We start from the raw sequence: 15,074 nt of genomic DNA, 5'->3' as shown, positions 1-15,074 counted from the left end.
ACTTCGGCCGGTAAGCGCTATATTCCTTCACTTGGATGAAGCGCCGGCTCTGCCGGCCGAGGAAGAATAAATGTTGCTTGCGCTTGCGCTGCTCACCAGCCTCCTGACCGATCAGCCTATCCTGCCAAACCCGCAGGGGAGCAATGCTGTCCCCGACTATTTCAACAATCGATCGGACCAGCCTGTCATGCCGAACCCGCAGGGTAACAGGGCGGTCCCCGACTATTTCAACAACCGTTCGGACCAGCCTGTCGTGCCGAACCCGCAGGGTAACAGGGCGATCCCCGACTACTTCAACAACAATCAGATCGGCGGCGGCGGCGGCCAATCTGGTTTGGGCGGTGGCCAGAGAATCTGCAATCTCAACGGCCAGGATATGCGAGGGCAGTTCAAGATCTGCCGCTATGACTGCGGTACGGAGATCACCATCGACCAACGAGTCGTCTGTCCGTTCATTCAGCAGCGATAACGCCCGCCTCAACTGCGCCGACGGTCACTGGATAATTCCTTAAACCGGAATCGATTCAAGTCGTTGCGTGACACGTTTCAAGCGTTGTCGCGGCGGCTACGGATCGTGTGATTCAGCGCTTGATCGCGATGTCGAGACCGATGTCGAGCGTCGGTGCCGCCATGGTGATCTTGGAGGTCGAGATATAGTCGACGCCAGTTTCGGCGATGGCGCGGACCGTGTCGATCTTCACGTTTCCGGACGCTTCAAGACGTGCGCGCCGCGGGTCCACAGCATAGGCATCGCCGGAAAGCTGCCAGTAGGCGGCATTGATCGCCACCGCTTCGCGCAAGCGCTCCGGCCCCATATTGTCGAGCAGGATGACATCGGGCGCCGCCGACAGCGCCTCGCGCATCTGGTCCAGGCTATCGACCTCGATCTCGATCTTGACCAGATGACCGCAATAGGCGCGGGCCGCGTGCACGGCGCCGGCAACGCTGCCCGATACGGTGATGTGGTTGTCCTTGATCAGCACGGCGTCATCGAGGCCATAGCGATGGTTGGAACCGCCGCCGAGACGCACGGCGTATTTCTCCAGCGCCCGCAGCCCGGGAATTGTCTTGCGGGTGCAGCAGACTTTTGCGCGCGTGTGAGCGATCTCGTCGGCGAATTTCGCCGTGTAGCTGGCGATACCCGAGAGATGCATGAGGAAGTTCAGGCCGACGCGTTCGGCCGAGAGCAGACCGCGGGCGCGACCGGAGATCCGGGCAATCCTCGTTCCCGGCGCGACGCGGTCGCCGTCGTTTACCAGAGCCTCGAAGGCGATCGCGGGATCGACGAGGCGGAACGCGGTGCGCGCCAGCTCGAGCCCGGCAATCACGCCCGGGTCGCGCGCGGCCATCTCGGCCGTTGCCGTCAGATCCGGCCCGATCGTCGACAGGGTGGTGATGTCGCCGGCCCGGCCCAGATCTTCGAGCAAGGCGGCGCGCACCTGGTCCTCGACCATGAGGGCGGGCAGTTCGGGGCGAAGGGCTGCGGTCATCTCGTCGTTATTCCCTGTCATCATCTCGGATCATGGTCGCCACGAAGTCGCCGTCAGACCGTTTCGGTTTCCGCAACTTCGGCGGCAAATCGGTTCGCCTCGGAAAGCGTCAGATAGGTGCGGCGACGCCATTCCGGCACTTCGGTCGGGCAATCCGCACGGTAGTGCCCGCCGCGGCTCTCGGTACGACGAAGGGCGCCGACCGCGATCAGCTTGGCGGTCGTGAGGATATTGGTAAAACGCATGCGGGCGTTGTCGCGCTCCAGTGCCGCGATTTCGCGGATCGCCCGCGTGAGGCTTTCGCGCGTCCTGACGACGCCAACGCACTCGCTCATCAGGCCACGCAGCACTGTGAGCTGCGGACTGTCTTCCACCGTTACCGGATCGTCGTTCTCGCCGGCATTGTCGCCCCACTGGGTCAATTGCGGCGTCGGCAGGGTACCCTTGATGTTTTCGGCGATGCGGGCAGCAAAGACCACCGCTTCCAGCAGCGAATTGGAGGCGAGTCGATTGGCGCCATGCACGCCGGTCGACGTCACCTCTCCCGCCGCCCACAGGCCGTCGATCGAGGTGCGGCCTTCGGCGTCCGTGAGCACGCCACCCATGTGATAGTGGACCGCCGGCACGACCGGGATCGGCTGCGTCACGGGGTCGATACCGGCACCGATGCAGGAAGCATAGACCGTCGGGAACATATCCGGAAAATGTTTGCCGACCGCCTTGGTGCAGTCGAGAAACGCACCGCGTCCGGCCTGAACCTCGGCGAAGACGCCGCGCGAGACGATGTCGCGCGGAGCGAGCTCGCCGTCGGCGTGAATGTCAAGCATGAACCGATGCCCGGCGGCGTTGACGAGATGGGCGCCATCGCCGCGCAACGCTTCGGTCGCAAGCGGCGCCGGATCCTTGCCGATGTTGATGGCCGTCGGATGAAACTGGACGAATTCCGGATCGGCGATGATCGCCCCCGCCCTTGCCGCCATGCCGAGGCCCTGGCCACAGGCTTCCCAAGGGTTGGTCGTCACCGCATAGAGATGGCCGATGCCACCGGAGCAAAGGACGACGGCGCGTGCCGGGAACGAAACGCGCTTTTTCGACTGGCCCGCATCCGGCCGGGCAATGACGCCGGAAATGAACCGGCCTTCGCGCACCAACTCTTCGACGACATAGCCTTCGATGACGCGGATAGAGGGCGTGTTGCGCACGGCCGTGATCAGCGCTTCCATGATCGCCTTGCCGGCCATGTCGCCCTTGACGCGCACGATGCGGCGTTCGGAATGGGCTGCCTCGCGCGACAGGATCAGCTTGCCCTCGAGATCGCGGTCGAAAGGAACGCCATAGTCGAGCAGGTCGTGGATGCGCGCGGGGCCTTCCGCCACCATCATGCGCGTCATCTTCTCGTCGACGATGCCGGCACCCGCCGTCAGCGTGTCGGCGACGTGCTTTTCGAAGGTGTCGCCCGGGCTCATCGCGGCAGCGATGCCGCCTTGCGCCCAGGCCGACGAGGCGCCGTGGCCGATGGGTGCGGCGGCAAGGATGGTCACCGGGCGCGGGCTGAGCTTCAGCGCGCAGAAGAGGCCTGCAAGGCCACCGCCGACGATGACGATGTCGTCAATCCCGTTGAAGGACTGCGGGCGGAAATGATCTCTCAGCATGGTGCGGCTCTCCTCCAGCGCATGCTTGTATGCCGGGCCTTCGCCCGCCAGGTGTTATTGCTTGAGGTTGACCATGCGCTCGACTGCAAGGCGGGCGCGATCGGCGATAGCAGGATCGACCAGAACCTCTTCCGTCATGGTGAGCAGGCTATCGAGGATCTTCGGCAGCGTGATGCGCTTCATGTGCGGACAGAGATTGCACGGCTTGATGAACTCCACACCTTCGATCTCGGCCTGGATGTTCGACGCCATCGAGCATTCGGTCACGAGCAGCACCTTCGACGGACGATTGTCCTTGACGTAATTGATCATGCCCGACGTCGAACCGGCGAAGTCGCAGACGGCAATCACATCCGGGTGGCATTCCGGATGGCCGATGATCTCGATCCCCGGGTTGGCTTCCTTGTAGGCCAGCAGTTCGGCCGCCGTGAAGCGCTCGTGAACCTCGCAGTGGCCCTTCCAGGTCAGGATCTTCTTGTTGGTCTGGCGGGCGACGTTCATCGCCAGATATTCGTCCGGAATACACAGCACCGTATCGGAAGCGAAGCTCTCGACGACCGCAAGCACGTTCGACGAGGTGCAGCAGATATCGGTTTCGGCCTTCACATCGGCGGAGGTGTTGACATAGGTGACGACGGGAACGCCGGGATAGCGCTGCTTCAGCAACCGCACGTCCGCGCCGGTGATCGATTCCGACAGCGAGCACCCAGCCTTGGCGTCCGGGATCAGCACGGTCTTTTCCGGGCTGAGCAACTTGGAGGTCTCGGCCATGAAGTGAACGCCGCACTGAATGATGATCTCGGCATCGACCTTGGCTGCATCGCGGGCGAGCTGGAGCGAATCGCCGACGATATCGGCGACGCAATGGAAGATGTCCGGGGTCTGGTAATTGTGTGCGAGGATGACGGCGTTGCGCTCCTTCTTCAGCCGGTTGATGGCATGAACGTAAGGCGCATAGACCGGCCACTCGATCGCCGGGATGAAGTCCTTCACCTTCTCGTAGAGGTGCTCGGTCTCACGCGCGACTGCCGGCGTGAAGGCAAGCTCGGGTCTTTCGATGATGCCGAAGCGCTGGGCGGCGCTTACGAAAACCGGGTTCGCCACGCCTTGCGTCAGGGAATCAAGCTGCGTCATCGAAGTCTCCTCTCCGCCCCTCTCTCGGGCGGCTCCTCAATTATGCTCAAACTGAGCATAATTGAACCAAAACAAAAGCGGCAAAGCCGCATGGGTTGATTTAGAAAGTTTTGTGACAGATTTCAAGAACGGAACGTCGCATTTCGCGACGTCCCGTCGATGGATTTCGTCAGGCCAGGGCCGGCCGCGGCACGGCCTTCTCTTCGATCGGCCAGTGAACCACGGCAGCAAACAGGCCGAGCGCCACGCCCAGCCACCACACCGGATCATAGGAGCCGAAGTGGTCGTAGAGATATCCGCCCATCCACACGCCAAGGAACGAACCGACCTGGTGCGACAGGAAGACGATGCCGCCCAGCAGGCCGAGATGGCGCGTTCCGAACATGATGGCGACAAGCGCGTTCGTCGGCGGCACGGTCGAAAGCCAGAGCAGGCCCATGACGATCGCAAAGACGATGACCGACGTCGGCGACTGCGGCAAAAGCAGGAAGGCGGTGACCGCCACAGACCGGGCGATATAGATCCACGCCAGGAAATACGGCTTGGAATAGCGCTGCCCGATGAAACCGGCCGAAAGCGAGCCGATGATGTTGAAGAAGCCGATCAGCGCCAGCGCGATCACCGCGTAGCGGGCGTCGATGCCGATGTCGCCGATGTAGGCGGGAAAATGTGCGGTGATGAAAGCCACCTGATAGCCGCAGACGAAGAAACCCGAGACAAGCAGCAGGTAGCTCCTGTGGCCGAGCGCCTCCTTCAGCGCCTCGCCGATCGACTGCTTGTACTGCGCCTCCGACTGGCTGCCGGAAGACGAGTTGCCACGAAGGGGAATGGCAAAGAGCGGCACGAGCAGCATCAGGATTCCGAGATAGACGAGGCTGTCGGACCAGCCATAGGCCGAGATCAGCCCCTGGCTCAGCGGCGCGAACAGGAACATGCCGGCCGAGCCCGCCGCCGTGCAGATGCCAAAGGCCATCGAGCGCTGCTGCGGCGTCACGTTTCTGGCGAAGGCCGAAAGCAGGATGCCGAACGAGCCGGAGCCGACCGCCATGCCTATCAGCACGCCGCCACCGATGTGCAGCCAGATCGGCGCGTCGGCATGGGCCATGATGATCAGGCCCGAGGCGTAGAGAAGGCCGGACATCGTCAGCACCCGCCAGGTGCCGAACTTGTCGGCGATCGCGCCGAAGAACGGCTGGCTCACGCCCCAGCACAGGTTCTGCAACGCCATCGCCAGGCCGAAGGTGGTTCGGTCCCACCCGGTTTCGGCCAGCATCGGCAGCTGAAAGAAGCCCATCGCCGAACGGGGGCCGAAGGTGAGCATCGCAACGATCGAACCGGCGACGATGATCAGCCAGGGCATTTCCTGGCGCACGCTCGACGGCGCGGATGCTCCCGATAGGGCGGACATGGGTATTCTCCTGATGACGGAACGCGATCCTATCCGGGCGTCAAATTAGATAAAAGCCAATTAAATTGACGGCGCGATCACCGGAATTGATGGCGCCAGAAGCCGCTCATCTGGCTGCCTTGAACCTCTGGCGAAACTGCCGCGGGGTCATTCCCTTCTGCGCCTTGAACTGGCGGTTGAAATTGGCGATCGAACGATATCCGACCGTTTCGGCCACATGGGCAATGGATTTTCCGGTTCCAGACAAGAGCGCACACGCCTCCCCGATCCTGAGGCGCATCAGATACTCCGAGATCGGCATGTCCAGATGGCGCAGGAACAGGCGATGCAGGCCGGAGAGACTGAGGGCCGCAATGTCGGCAAGCTCGCCCATCGAGGGATTTTCGGCATAGGCAAGATGGATATGGTCGAGCACGCGGTCGAGGCGACCGCGGTCGGCGGATCTGCCCGAGGGCGCGACGACCCGTTCCGACAAGGGGGCTGCATGCTGATCACGCGCCAGGATCGTCAACAAGGCGAGGACGTCCGGGAGCCGTTCCTCCGGCGCGAGCTTGCGCAGACGTTCGAACACCGGCCGGATGCGCTGCGCGGTCTCCGGCGAGAACTGCAAGCCGGGCCCCGAGCGATCGAACATCGCCCTTACGGCACCAAGCTCGACGAACCCGTCCTGCATCCGCTCCACCCATTCGGGGTGAAACCAAAGCACCAGCGCGACATGGGGCGCTGCCTCGTCAACCTTGGAGGTGGAAAGCCAGGTGTGCGGCAGGTTCGATCCCACCAGCACAAGGTCGCCATCGTCATAGGTGCCGATGTGATCGCCAACGAAGCGCTGGCCGCGCGAATTCAGGGTCAGCGTCAGTTCGAATTCCGGATGGTGGTGCCATTGAAAAGGGATGCAATCGTCGAGCCGACGATCGAGCAGGATCGACGATGCGTCCGTCGGCCGGGCAATCTTCTGCAGAACGGCCTTCATATTGCGCCCCATCTCTAAATGAAGCCAGATTAGTATCAATTATTGCCGCTGAAAGACAACATGCCCGGCGCCGAACGCCTAATCTTTCTGCATCGACAACAAACGCAGACGCAGAGGAGCTTGTGCGCATGCTCAGAGACAGTCACCCCACATCCGCCGCCGACACTCAGCTGAAGGACATCAGGAAGCGCCTGCCCTTGCGTGTGCTTTCGGAGGAGGACTGGCAGCACTGGATCACCAAAGGCTATGTCATCGTCCGGCAGGCCGTGCCGGCCGCCAATGTCGAGCGTCTCGTCGATCTGCTCTGGCGCTTCGACGACAAGGATCCTGCCGACCCTTCGACCTGGTACGCGCCGCAGCGCCGCGAGCACAAGATGAAGGAACTCAACGGCACAGGCATGCTCGAAATCTACAATCACCAGTATCTCTGGGACAATCGCCAGGAGCAGCGCATCTACGGCGCCTTCGTCGACATCTGGGACCGCGAAGACCTGTGGGTGACCATCGACCGGGCCAATCTCAACCCGCCGAAGAAGATCAAGGGAAACCCCAACGGCTTCATCCACTGGGACGTCGACACGTCGATCCGGCCCCTGCCGATCGGCGTCCAGGGCGTGCTCAGCCTGAAGAAACAGGACGGCGATGTCGGCGGCTTTCAGTGCGTGCCCGAGCTGTTTGAAAATTTCGAGGCATGGGAGAGGACCCAACCCGAAGACCGAGACCCGATGCATCCCGACATGACGGGCCTTTCCACCGTCAACATCGAGATGGAGGCCGGGGACCTGATGATCTTCAACAGTCTGCTTGCCCATGGCGTGCGCCCCAACCATTCCGACGGGCGGGTGCGCATGGCGCAATACATTTCCATGCATCCGGCCGAATGGGACAACAGGGCCGAACGGGAAGAGCGGATACGGCTCTGGCGCGAGCTTGACCATCCAAAGCGCGATGCGTTTCCGGGCGACCCGCGCGAATGGGAAAAGCACAACGCGACGCCCGCCAATCTCTCGGACCTCGGAGCAAAATTGCTGGGCGTCACGCCCTGGTTCTAAGGTCGACGCTGCTTGCGCTTGTGTGAGCGTTTCCGATTCAGGCGGAGGCACCGAAACACGCTATGCCTCGGTCCTTACGCATTGCCTGACGGAAAACCGCTCCGCACTTTTCCCGGAAATGCTCTAAGCGGAGGCGCGCACCTTCATCGGCCAGCGTTCCTGGCGCCGGCCGATGACCCGGGCTTCGTCGCCGAGCTTCAATGTGCCCTCCCCGCGCGGCACGACGTTCCAGCCGAACAGCACGCCGGCGACGCGGCGGTCGGCCGACATGCGCTTTTCCGCCAGGCCCTGGATCGGATTGCCGCCGATGCGTTCGCCGGTGATCTGGTCCTGGGTTGTCATGATGCAACGGGCACAGGGCTTGACGAAATCGAAGCGGATGCCGCCGATCTCCAGGCTCTCCCAGAAGTCCTCGTCCCAGGCCTCGTCGCAATCGAGCAGGATGTTGGTGCGGAAGCGGTCCATGCCGACGGGCTCCTGCCCTTTTTGCTCAAGCGTCCTGTTAAGATCCGCAAGCGAGCCGGTGGTGGTGATCAGCACTGGAAAGCCGTCCGCAAAGCCGACGGGCGCCGGAGTGCCCGCCCATTCGGCACCGACCAGACGTTCTGCCGACGCATCCATATGGGCGAGCTTGACCGGCCGGCCGAACCAGGTCGACAGCGTGTCGTTGGCCTCGCCGTCCGCCACGGCCGCATCGACGTCGCTGGCCCAGACCCGAACGCCGAGCCGCTGATCCGGGTCAAAGCGCACGGCGAGCGCCCTGTCGCCCATTTTCAGATGGACGCCACCATCGATGTGGGTCGCCTCGACCTGTGCCAGCGCCTGCAGCTCGCGCTGGGTGATGAAGCGTCCGTCCGGCTCCACCAGCATGAAACGCCGATCACCTTCGAAGCCATCGAGGTTGACCGTGACCGTTTCAAGCGGGATCGCCCTGCCGCTCTTCAGCGGATGAATGTTCAGTCCGGTCACCTTCATCGAAAACGCCTCCCGTTCAGAAACTGATTCAGGCCGCTCTCGATCTGATTCACCGAACGGCGGCAATGGATTGAAACGCTTAGATTTCATCCAGCATCATGGCAAGCACATCGCGCAGCCGCTGCTGGCGTTCAAGCGCCAGCCTGCGGCCCGTAGCCGTCTGGAAGCCATCGGCGAGCTTGAACAACTTGACCTCGAAATGGTCGATTGCGAACGCCTTGTCATCGAGTTCGCGATCCTCGGCCAAGGGGTCGAGTGGGTCGTAGAGACCGCTGCCCATGCGCCCGGCAATGTAGAAACAGCGGGCGGCGCCGACCATGCCGATCGCATCCAGCCGGTCGGCGTCCTGCAGGATCTTCGCCTCGATCGTCTCGGGCGCGATGTTGGCCGAAAAACTGTGGGTGAGGACGGCGTGAGCAACGGACGCCGTGTCTTGCTCAGACCAGCTGAGCTCGCGCAGGATGCCCTCGGCCTTTTCCGCGGCGAGCCTGGAAGCCTGCATGCGGTGCGGCGAATTCTTCTCGACCGAAACGCAATCGTGCAGCAACACGGCAGCAGCAAGCACCCGTTGGTCGCCGCCCTCTTCGGCCTGGATCCGGGCGGCGTTCTTCCACACGCGGATCAGGTGGGATGCGTCGTGCGAACCGTCGTCTGCGGCAAAGGCATGCGGCAGCAAGATGGCGGCGAGTTCGGCATGCGGCGCGAACGCCGCCGCCAGTGCAGAATTGCGTGTCATCACTGTTTCCTATTGTGGCTGCGTGGGCACGGCAGACGGCTGCCGCGTCACGCCGACGCCCGACAGGATCTTCTGGTAAAACAGTCCGATGCCGATCAGGACGCCACCGAGACCGATAAACGACAACGCACGCAGGAAGCCTTCGAGATTGGACATGTCGATCAGGAAGACCTTCAGCACGGCGATGAAGACGAGGACGGCCGAGGCGATGCGAATGCTTTTGGCATTGAAGCGCGAACCGAGCACCAACAGAACGACGCCGAGCACCAGCCAGACGACGGAGTAGGTGTAGGTCTCGCCCTGCAGGAAACCCTTCCAGTCGGCGACGTTTTCGCCCTGCCAGAGGCGCCGGACCGAAAGCGTCGCCCAGGCGAAGGCAAGGATCGCGCCGCTGACGGCGAGCGCCATGACATAGGGCAGCGGGCGCTTGTCGCGGGCATACCAGGCGAGAGCGGCATAGCCGACACCAGGCAGGAGATAGCCGATCAACAGCAGGTCGAAGAACGGAATGCGCCCGAGCAACTCGCCGCTGAAATAGGGATTGAGCCCGAAGAGATGCGCCGACAACACCGACAGCATCGAGAGGACGCCGAGCGCCATCCCGCCATAGCGGAAGACCGGACTTGGCGACTTCATGTCAAGCGTCATGAACACGCCGGAAGCGCCGATCGCCAGCAAGGTATAGATCGACTGTTCGCCGAGCGTGGGCACTGCGCTGTCCAGCACGCCGCCGTTCATGGCATGGCGGACGAGGATCGCCAGCGTCAGCAGCACGAAAAGGCTTGCCAGCGCCTGCAACAGGTTGCGCACCCGCGCGTCCGGCCAGGAGCGGACGAGATAGGCGGACGCGACGAGCAGCAGCGCCGGAATGCCGTAGCCCGGCAACAACGCGTTGAAGACCGGCATTGTGCCGAGGTTTTCAGTGCCGACGATCGTCGGCTCCCAGGCGATGCGACCGAGAACGACGAGCGCTGCCGCTCCGGTGACCCAGGGCAGGATCGGCCAGGTGCGAACACGGGTCGCAACCGCATAGGCGGTCCCGAGCAGCGCGATCGCCAGCGTGGTCGCAAGGCCTTCGGTCCAGGCGTGCAAGGCAATGACGAACAGCGCGAAGGAGCCGCCGACAAGAAGGCTCGCAGCGATATCAATGCCTTCAGTTTCGCCATCGCGACGATAGAGCCAATCCGCAAGCACCAGCAGACCGCCGCCGACGACGAGCGAATAGAGGCCGTGCGGCAGGTCGAAGGCGTAGTTGCCGGTCATCAGGAACGACATCGTCGTCAGAGCAACCGGAACGGCGGCAGCAATGCCGGCCCACAGGATGGCGAATTGCGGATGTTCGCGCAGGTGCCGGGCAAAAACCGCCGCACCGAACAGCACGAACAGTGTTGCCAGCAGCAGCGCCGTCAGGGTCGCGGTCCGGCTCGGAAGAACGATCTCAGGCGAGACACCCGCAAGCGAAGGATCGAGATAGGCAAGCACGCCGCTCAGTGCCGTCAGGCTGGCGATGCCGGCGATCGCACCGAGGGCAGCCAGAAGTGCGGGATAGACGCCATTCGTCCGCCAGGCGCCAAGGGCTGCCAGCGCCGCGATGACGACGAAGAACTCCTTGACGGGATAGCTCACGGCGCTGACCGCCGGGCTGATGAAGATCAGCGCCAGAACGGTCGCGACAATGGCTGCAGACACGCTGATTGCCGCATAGGCCGGCGTAAACAGCTTCTCCCATGCGCCTGCGACGACAACCGGGCGGTTCGTCGGCGTCGGCAGCGGCGCATCGGGCGCATCCGTTTCGGCGCCGGGCCAAACGAAACCGACACCCAGGAGCATCACCAAGAGCGCGAAGGCGACAGGCATCGCCTCGAAGGGCGAGACGGCAGTGACATAGGCAAGCCCCCAGAGCCCGATGCCGACATTGGCAAGCGTCGGCACCACCATCCAGCGCCGCAAACGCGACGCCAAAAGCGTCGCCAGCCAGACAATCGACAGGAAGCCGAAGAGAACCCAGGGGCGCGGCGCATCACTGGAGACCAGGAGCGGCGTGACCAGCGAGGCGAGCAGGCCAAGGCCCGCCAGCGCCTGCCCGTGCAGCAGCGACAGACCGACGGTCGCAAGCGAAATCAACGCCAGCAGGACGAAGGCCGTCGTCGTGCCGATGTAGCCATAGATGTCGTAGGCCGCATAGGCGACACCGAAAAGCGTAACGGCACCGGCGGCCGTGAGAATGCCGGGGATCATCGCGTTCTGGAATTCGTTGGCGATGACTGGTACTGCGCGACGGCGAATGACTTCTCCGCCCGCGGCCAGAAGCAGCCCGAAGAGGGCTGCGAGCGTCAGCCGGACTGCGGGGCTCAGGAGGCCGGCGTCGATCGAATACTTGACCATGAAGACGCCGCCGAGCGCGAGCGCAATACCGCCGACCCAGACCGCCCAGCGCGCGCCGAGGCGGCTTTCGAGGCTCTCCTTCGGGCTCGGTTGCTCCACGGCGACGGGGTCTGCCTCGGCACGTGCCGCCAACACCTCGTCGGCCGTGCTTTCCGGTTGCGGCGCTTCGGCATCGCCGAAGATCCTTGCGCCTTCCCGTGCGCTTGCCGATAGACCTTCGACGCTCTCGTCGTCTTCGATCGTCGTCTCGGCGGAAGCATCGGCATTTGCAGCCGCCTCGAGCGAGGCAACGGCACCGTCCGACGGTGCAAGCCCCGAAGCGCTCAGCCGCGCGATTTCTTTCTTGAGCGCGGTGACTTCGCTGTCCAACCGTTCCGCGGTCTGACGCCCCCTGACGAAGGCGGAGAGCGCCAGAGCAAACGCGACTAAGGCAATCAGTTCAATCATGTTTTCCCCTGGCAGCGCAATTGTCGAGCCGAGCGCGACCATACAGATATTTGCACGGCCGCCAAAGGCATAGACGGTTGAGCACCCAGATCTCTTCGCGCAAATGGATAAATTCTGTTGTCGCGCCCGATGACGGGCGCGGGCGTCCGACGATCATCCAACCGGCGGACGGGACCGCTGCGATCCGCCGTTATCGGCGCAGATTGTCGATCGGGAAAATCGCACAGGTTTCAGTACCATGCGCCAACAGCTTGCCACGCGCGTCGCGCAGCCAGGCCTCCGATGTCGCGATGGTTCGGCCGCGGTGGACGATCTTGCCTTCGCAGAAGACCTCACCCATGCCGGGAAGCAGGGGCCGCACCAGGTTCACCTTGAATTCGACGGTGGTGTACCCCTCGCCCGGCTTCAGGGTGGTGAAGACGGCGCAGCCAAGCGCCGAATCCATTACCGTTGCCGTCCAGCCGCCATGCACGGTTCCGAGCGGGTTCAGATGCTCCTCGGTCGGCAGTCCCTTGAAAACCACGCGCCCTTCCTCGACCTCGGTCAGGCCGAACTTCAGCGTCGCCGACATCGGCGGCGCCGGCAGGTCACCTTTCAAGAGATCCTGCATCACCTTGAGGCCCCCGTCGCGGGCGACACGATCGAGCGGCAGCACGCCGATGCCCGACACCGGCATGCCGGGAAAAAGCTCTTGATACATCGAATGCTCCTTGCTCACGCGGCGGATGAGGAAGGCTTCAATGCCTTCAGCGCGGCGTTGACGAAACCATCGCGCGCGGACGAGACCTTGAGGCCGCGCGGCTCATAGACATGGCGGTTGAGGAAGAAGGCCGTCAACCGAAAGGCGGCGGCAAGGCTGTCATGATCGGCCGCACGTCGCGCCTCGAGTGCTAGAAATTCCGGCAGTGCCAGCATGCGGTCGGCATAGGGCGTACCGGCCGCCCGACAGACCGCCCTTCCCGACTTCGGCGAGACATAGGCAAGATCTTCGCGCACGCCGGTCGCCACACACTCGGTCAGGTCAAGCCCGAAACCGAGGTCGTTCAGGACGGCGAGCTCGAAGCGGACGAAGAGCTCGCCGGCATCGGCCGGATCTTCCAGATGGTCGACGATGACCGCGAGCGCCTCGTAGAGATGGGGATGCGGATCGCGCTCCGGCAGCAGGCGCAGAAGCGCGCCCAGCGCCTGGATGCCATAGACCGACGTCGCCGCCTCCATCAGCCTTGCTGCGCGCAGTTCGAGCGGTTCGATGCGGAACTCGCCCATGTGCTCGTCGAGCCGCGCCCGCCACGTCAATTCGACTGTGTTTCCCGGCTGCAGGACGGGCTGCATGGCGCGCGAACGACCGGACCGGACCATGCCGAGATGCCGGCCGCGGGACGCGGTCATGACTTCGGCGATGGCAGAGCTTTCGCCGTGCCGCCTGATCCCGAGAATGATGGCCTGATCGCTCCATTGCATGGAAAAGGCATACACCCGCGATGGAAAGAGGATCAAGCAATGAAGCCCGTCGGGCGTCGACGACGGCGGCTTTTCGCTCAGCTTGCAACTGTCGCCTTTCGGCTACACTCGTCGCCACACACACCGATTGCCTCTTTTTTGCCACATTCGCGCCCACCCGAGGCCATGTTCGGCGTTAGAACGGCACTACACGGCGGCAACGTCCGCTCCTTCATGAAATGCAATCAGCAGGAATATTGATCCGATTATGTGTGTGTCCCGGAACAGCGCCGGCCGCTTGGCGCAGCTCTTCGCCCTTCTTCTTGCCACCGCCACGCTCGCAGGCTGCGTGACCAGCGGCGGACCGGCGAAGCCGAAGGGACCCGATCCCTACTATGTCGCGATGTACGGACCGAAGCCGGATGAGAAGTTTCCGCTCGATGCCATCGACATCAGCAAGGTCGATACCCGCTATCTGCGCCAGCAGGTCGCCTATGCGACGCATGAGCCGCCGGGCACGATCGTGATCGACACCCAGAACCGCTTCCTCTACCTCGTTCAGGACGGCGGCATGGCAATGCGTTACGGCATCGGCGTTGGCAAGGCAGGTCTCGAATTCGAAGGCGAGGCGCGCATTGGCCGCAAGGCCGAATGGCCGCGCTGGACGCCCACGTCCAGCATGGTCGCGCGCGAACCGGAGCGTTACGGCCCGCTTGCCGGCGGCATGGAACCGGGCGTGCGCAACCCGCTCGGGCCGCGCGCGCTCTACCTCTTCCAGGGCGACCGGGACACCCTGTTTCGTATCCACGGCACCACCGAGGCCTGGTCGATCGGCAAGGCGGTTTCGAGTGGCTGCATCCGGCTCTTCAACCCCGATATCATCGACCTCTACAACCGCGTGCCGAAGGATTCGCGCGTCGTCGTGCTTCAGGCGGAAGCACCGGTGAACGAGATGCTTGCCCCGATGTCGACACCGGCAAACGCCGGCGAACCGCTGATGTATTGATCTCGATGCCGGGCGCCTACCAGGCGTCCGGCGTTCGCACCATGTGTACGATGTTGGCCGGGTTCATGATCCAGCCGCCGCGAAAGCCTTCGCCAAGGTCCTCCACCGCATCGCAGCGCACGACCCCTTTTTCGGCAAGTCCGCCGAGCGCTGCCTCATGGTCGTCGGTGAAGAGCTCGAGCCATACCTCGGCCTGGCTGAAGTTCGGCGCTTCGTCGATCCAGAGCCGGTTGGGACCGAGGATAAAGCCCTTGGCCGGCGCCTTCTCGTCGAAGGGCTCGAGACCCACTGTATCGCGGTAAAAGGCTACAACCGCCTCGTACTGATGCGAAGGCACTTTCATCGCGATATTGATACCACCTGTCATTGCCATTGC

General features: G+C 63.3%; 14 protein-coding genes. 3 read left to right on the top strand and 11 right to left on the bottom strand.

Annotated features, from left to right (window positions below):
- Positions 1–70 precede the first annotated feature (70 nt).
- Positions 71–469 carry a hypothetical protein gene (locus RTP54_RS05505; protein ID WP_312361457.1) on the top strand — a complete coding sequence of 133 codons (399 nt, stop codon included), beginning with the start codon at positions 71–73 and terminating at the stop codon, positions 467–469.
- A gap of 112 nt (positions 470–581) precedes the next feature.
- On the opposite strand, the gene nadC is transcribed toward RTP54_RS05505, so the two are convergent.
- From nadC to RTP54_RS05480, 5 genes are all read right to left on the bottom strand, one after another.
- Positions 582–1,490, bottom strand: coding sequence for a carboxylating nicotinate-nucleotide diphosphorylase (gene nadC / locus RTP54_RS05500; protein WP_312363182.1), 909 nt, complete (start codon positions 1,488–1,490; stop codon positions 582–584).
- Positions 1,491–1,543: 53 nt separating this feature from the next.
- Entirely contained in the window at positions 1,544–3,142 is a 1,599-nt protein-coding gene (locus RTP54_RS05495) for an L-aspartate oxidase (protein ID WP_312361456.1), read from the bottom strand.
- Between the two features lie 54 nt (positions 3,143–3,196).
- Entirely contained in the window at positions 3,197–4,276 is a 1,080-nt protein-coding gene (gene nadA, locus RTP54_RS05490; RefSeq protein ID WP_112810069.1) for a quinolinate synthase NadA, read from the bottom strand.
- A 169-nt stretch (positions 4,277–4,445) separates the two neighbouring features.
- Positions 4,446–5,684 carry an MFS transporter gene (locus RTP54_RS05485; protein ID WP_312361455.1) on the bottom strand — a complete coding sequence of 413 codons (1,239 nt, stop codon included), beginning with the start codon at positions 5,682–5,684 and terminating at the stop codon, positions 4,446–4,448.
- Positions 5,685–5,790: 106 nt separating this feature from the next.
- Complete coding sequence (locus RTP54_RS05480) at positions 5,791–6,657, bottom strand: helix-turn-helix domain-containing protein (protein WP_112810071.1); 867 nt, start codon at positions 6,655–6,657, stop codon at positions 5,791–5,793.
- 128 nt (positions 6,658–6,785) lie between these two features.
- Here RTP54_RS05480 and RTP54_RS05475 point away from each other — a divergent pair, with 128 nt between their 5' ends.
- Entirely contained in the window at positions 6,786–7,709 is a 924-nt protein-coding gene (locus RTP54_RS05475; RefSeq protein ID WP_112817526.1) for a phytanoyl-CoA dioxygenase family protein, read from the top strand.
- Between the two features lie 123 nt (positions 7,710–7,832).
- On the opposite strand, the gene RTP54_RS05470 is transcribed toward RTP54_RS05475, so the two are convergent.
- From RTP54_RS05470 to recO, 5 genes are all read right to left on the bottom strand, one after another.
- The gene (locus RTP54_RS05470) at positions 7,833–8,684 is read right to left on the bottom strand and encodes an MOSC domain-containing protein (RefSeq protein ID WP_312361453.1); all 852 of its coding nucleotides are present in this window, start codon (positions 8,682–8,684) and stop codon (positions 7,833–7,835) included.
- A 79-nt stretch (positions 8,685–8,763) separates the two neighbouring features.
- Entirely contained in the window at positions 8,764–9,420 is a 657-nt protein-coding gene (locus RTP54_RS05465; RefSeq protein WP_312361452.1) for an HD domain-containing protein, read from the bottom strand.
- Positions 9,421–9,429: 9 nt separating this feature from the next.
- On the bottom strand, positions 9,430–12,252 hold the full coding sequence (locus RTP54_RS05460) for a DUF2339 domain-containing protein (RefSeq protein ID WP_312361450.1): 2,823 nt from the start codon (positions 12,250–12,252) through the stop codon (positions 9,430–9,432).
- Positions 12,253–12,442: 190 nt separating this feature from the next.
- Positions 12,443–12,952: a PaaI family thioesterase gene (locus RTP54_RS05455; protein WP_312361449.1), complete on the bottom strand. Its 510-nt coding sequence runs from the start codon at positions 12,950–12,952 to the stop codon at positions 12,443–12,445.
- 14 nt (positions 12,953–12,966) lie between these two features.
- Entirely contained in the window at positions 12,967–13,713 is a 747-nt protein-coding gene (gene recO, locus RTP54_RS05450) for a DNA repair protein RecO (RefSeq protein ID WP_112810103.1), read from the bottom strand.
- A 247-nt stretch (positions 13,714–13,960) separates the two neighbouring features.
- On the opposite strand from recO, the gene RTP54_RS05445 reads away from it, so the two are divergent.
- Positions 13,961–14,698, top strand: coding sequence for a L,D-transpeptidase (locus RTP54_RS05445; protein WP_162704378.1), 738 nt, complete (start codon positions 13,961–13,963; stop codon positions 14,696–14,698).
- A gap of 16 nt (positions 14,699–14,714) precedes the next feature.
- On the opposite strand, the gene RTP54_RS05440 is transcribed toward RTP54_RS05445, so the two are convergent.
- The gene (locus RTP54_RS05440; RefSeq protein ID WP_112810075.1) at positions 14,715–15,071 is read right to left on the bottom strand and encodes a hypothetical protein; all 357 of its coding nucleotides are present in this window, start codon (positions 15,069–15,071) and stop codon (positions 14,715–14,717) included.
- Positions 15,072–15,074: the final 3 nt, after the last annotated feature.

This window comes from Ensifer sp. (genome assembly GCF_031989085.1).
Classification (GTDB): Bacteria; Pseudomonadota; Alphaproteobacteria; order Rhizobiales; family Rhizobiaceae; genus Ensifer.
This window is presented reverse-complemented; position numbering and strand designations above follow the sequence as displayed.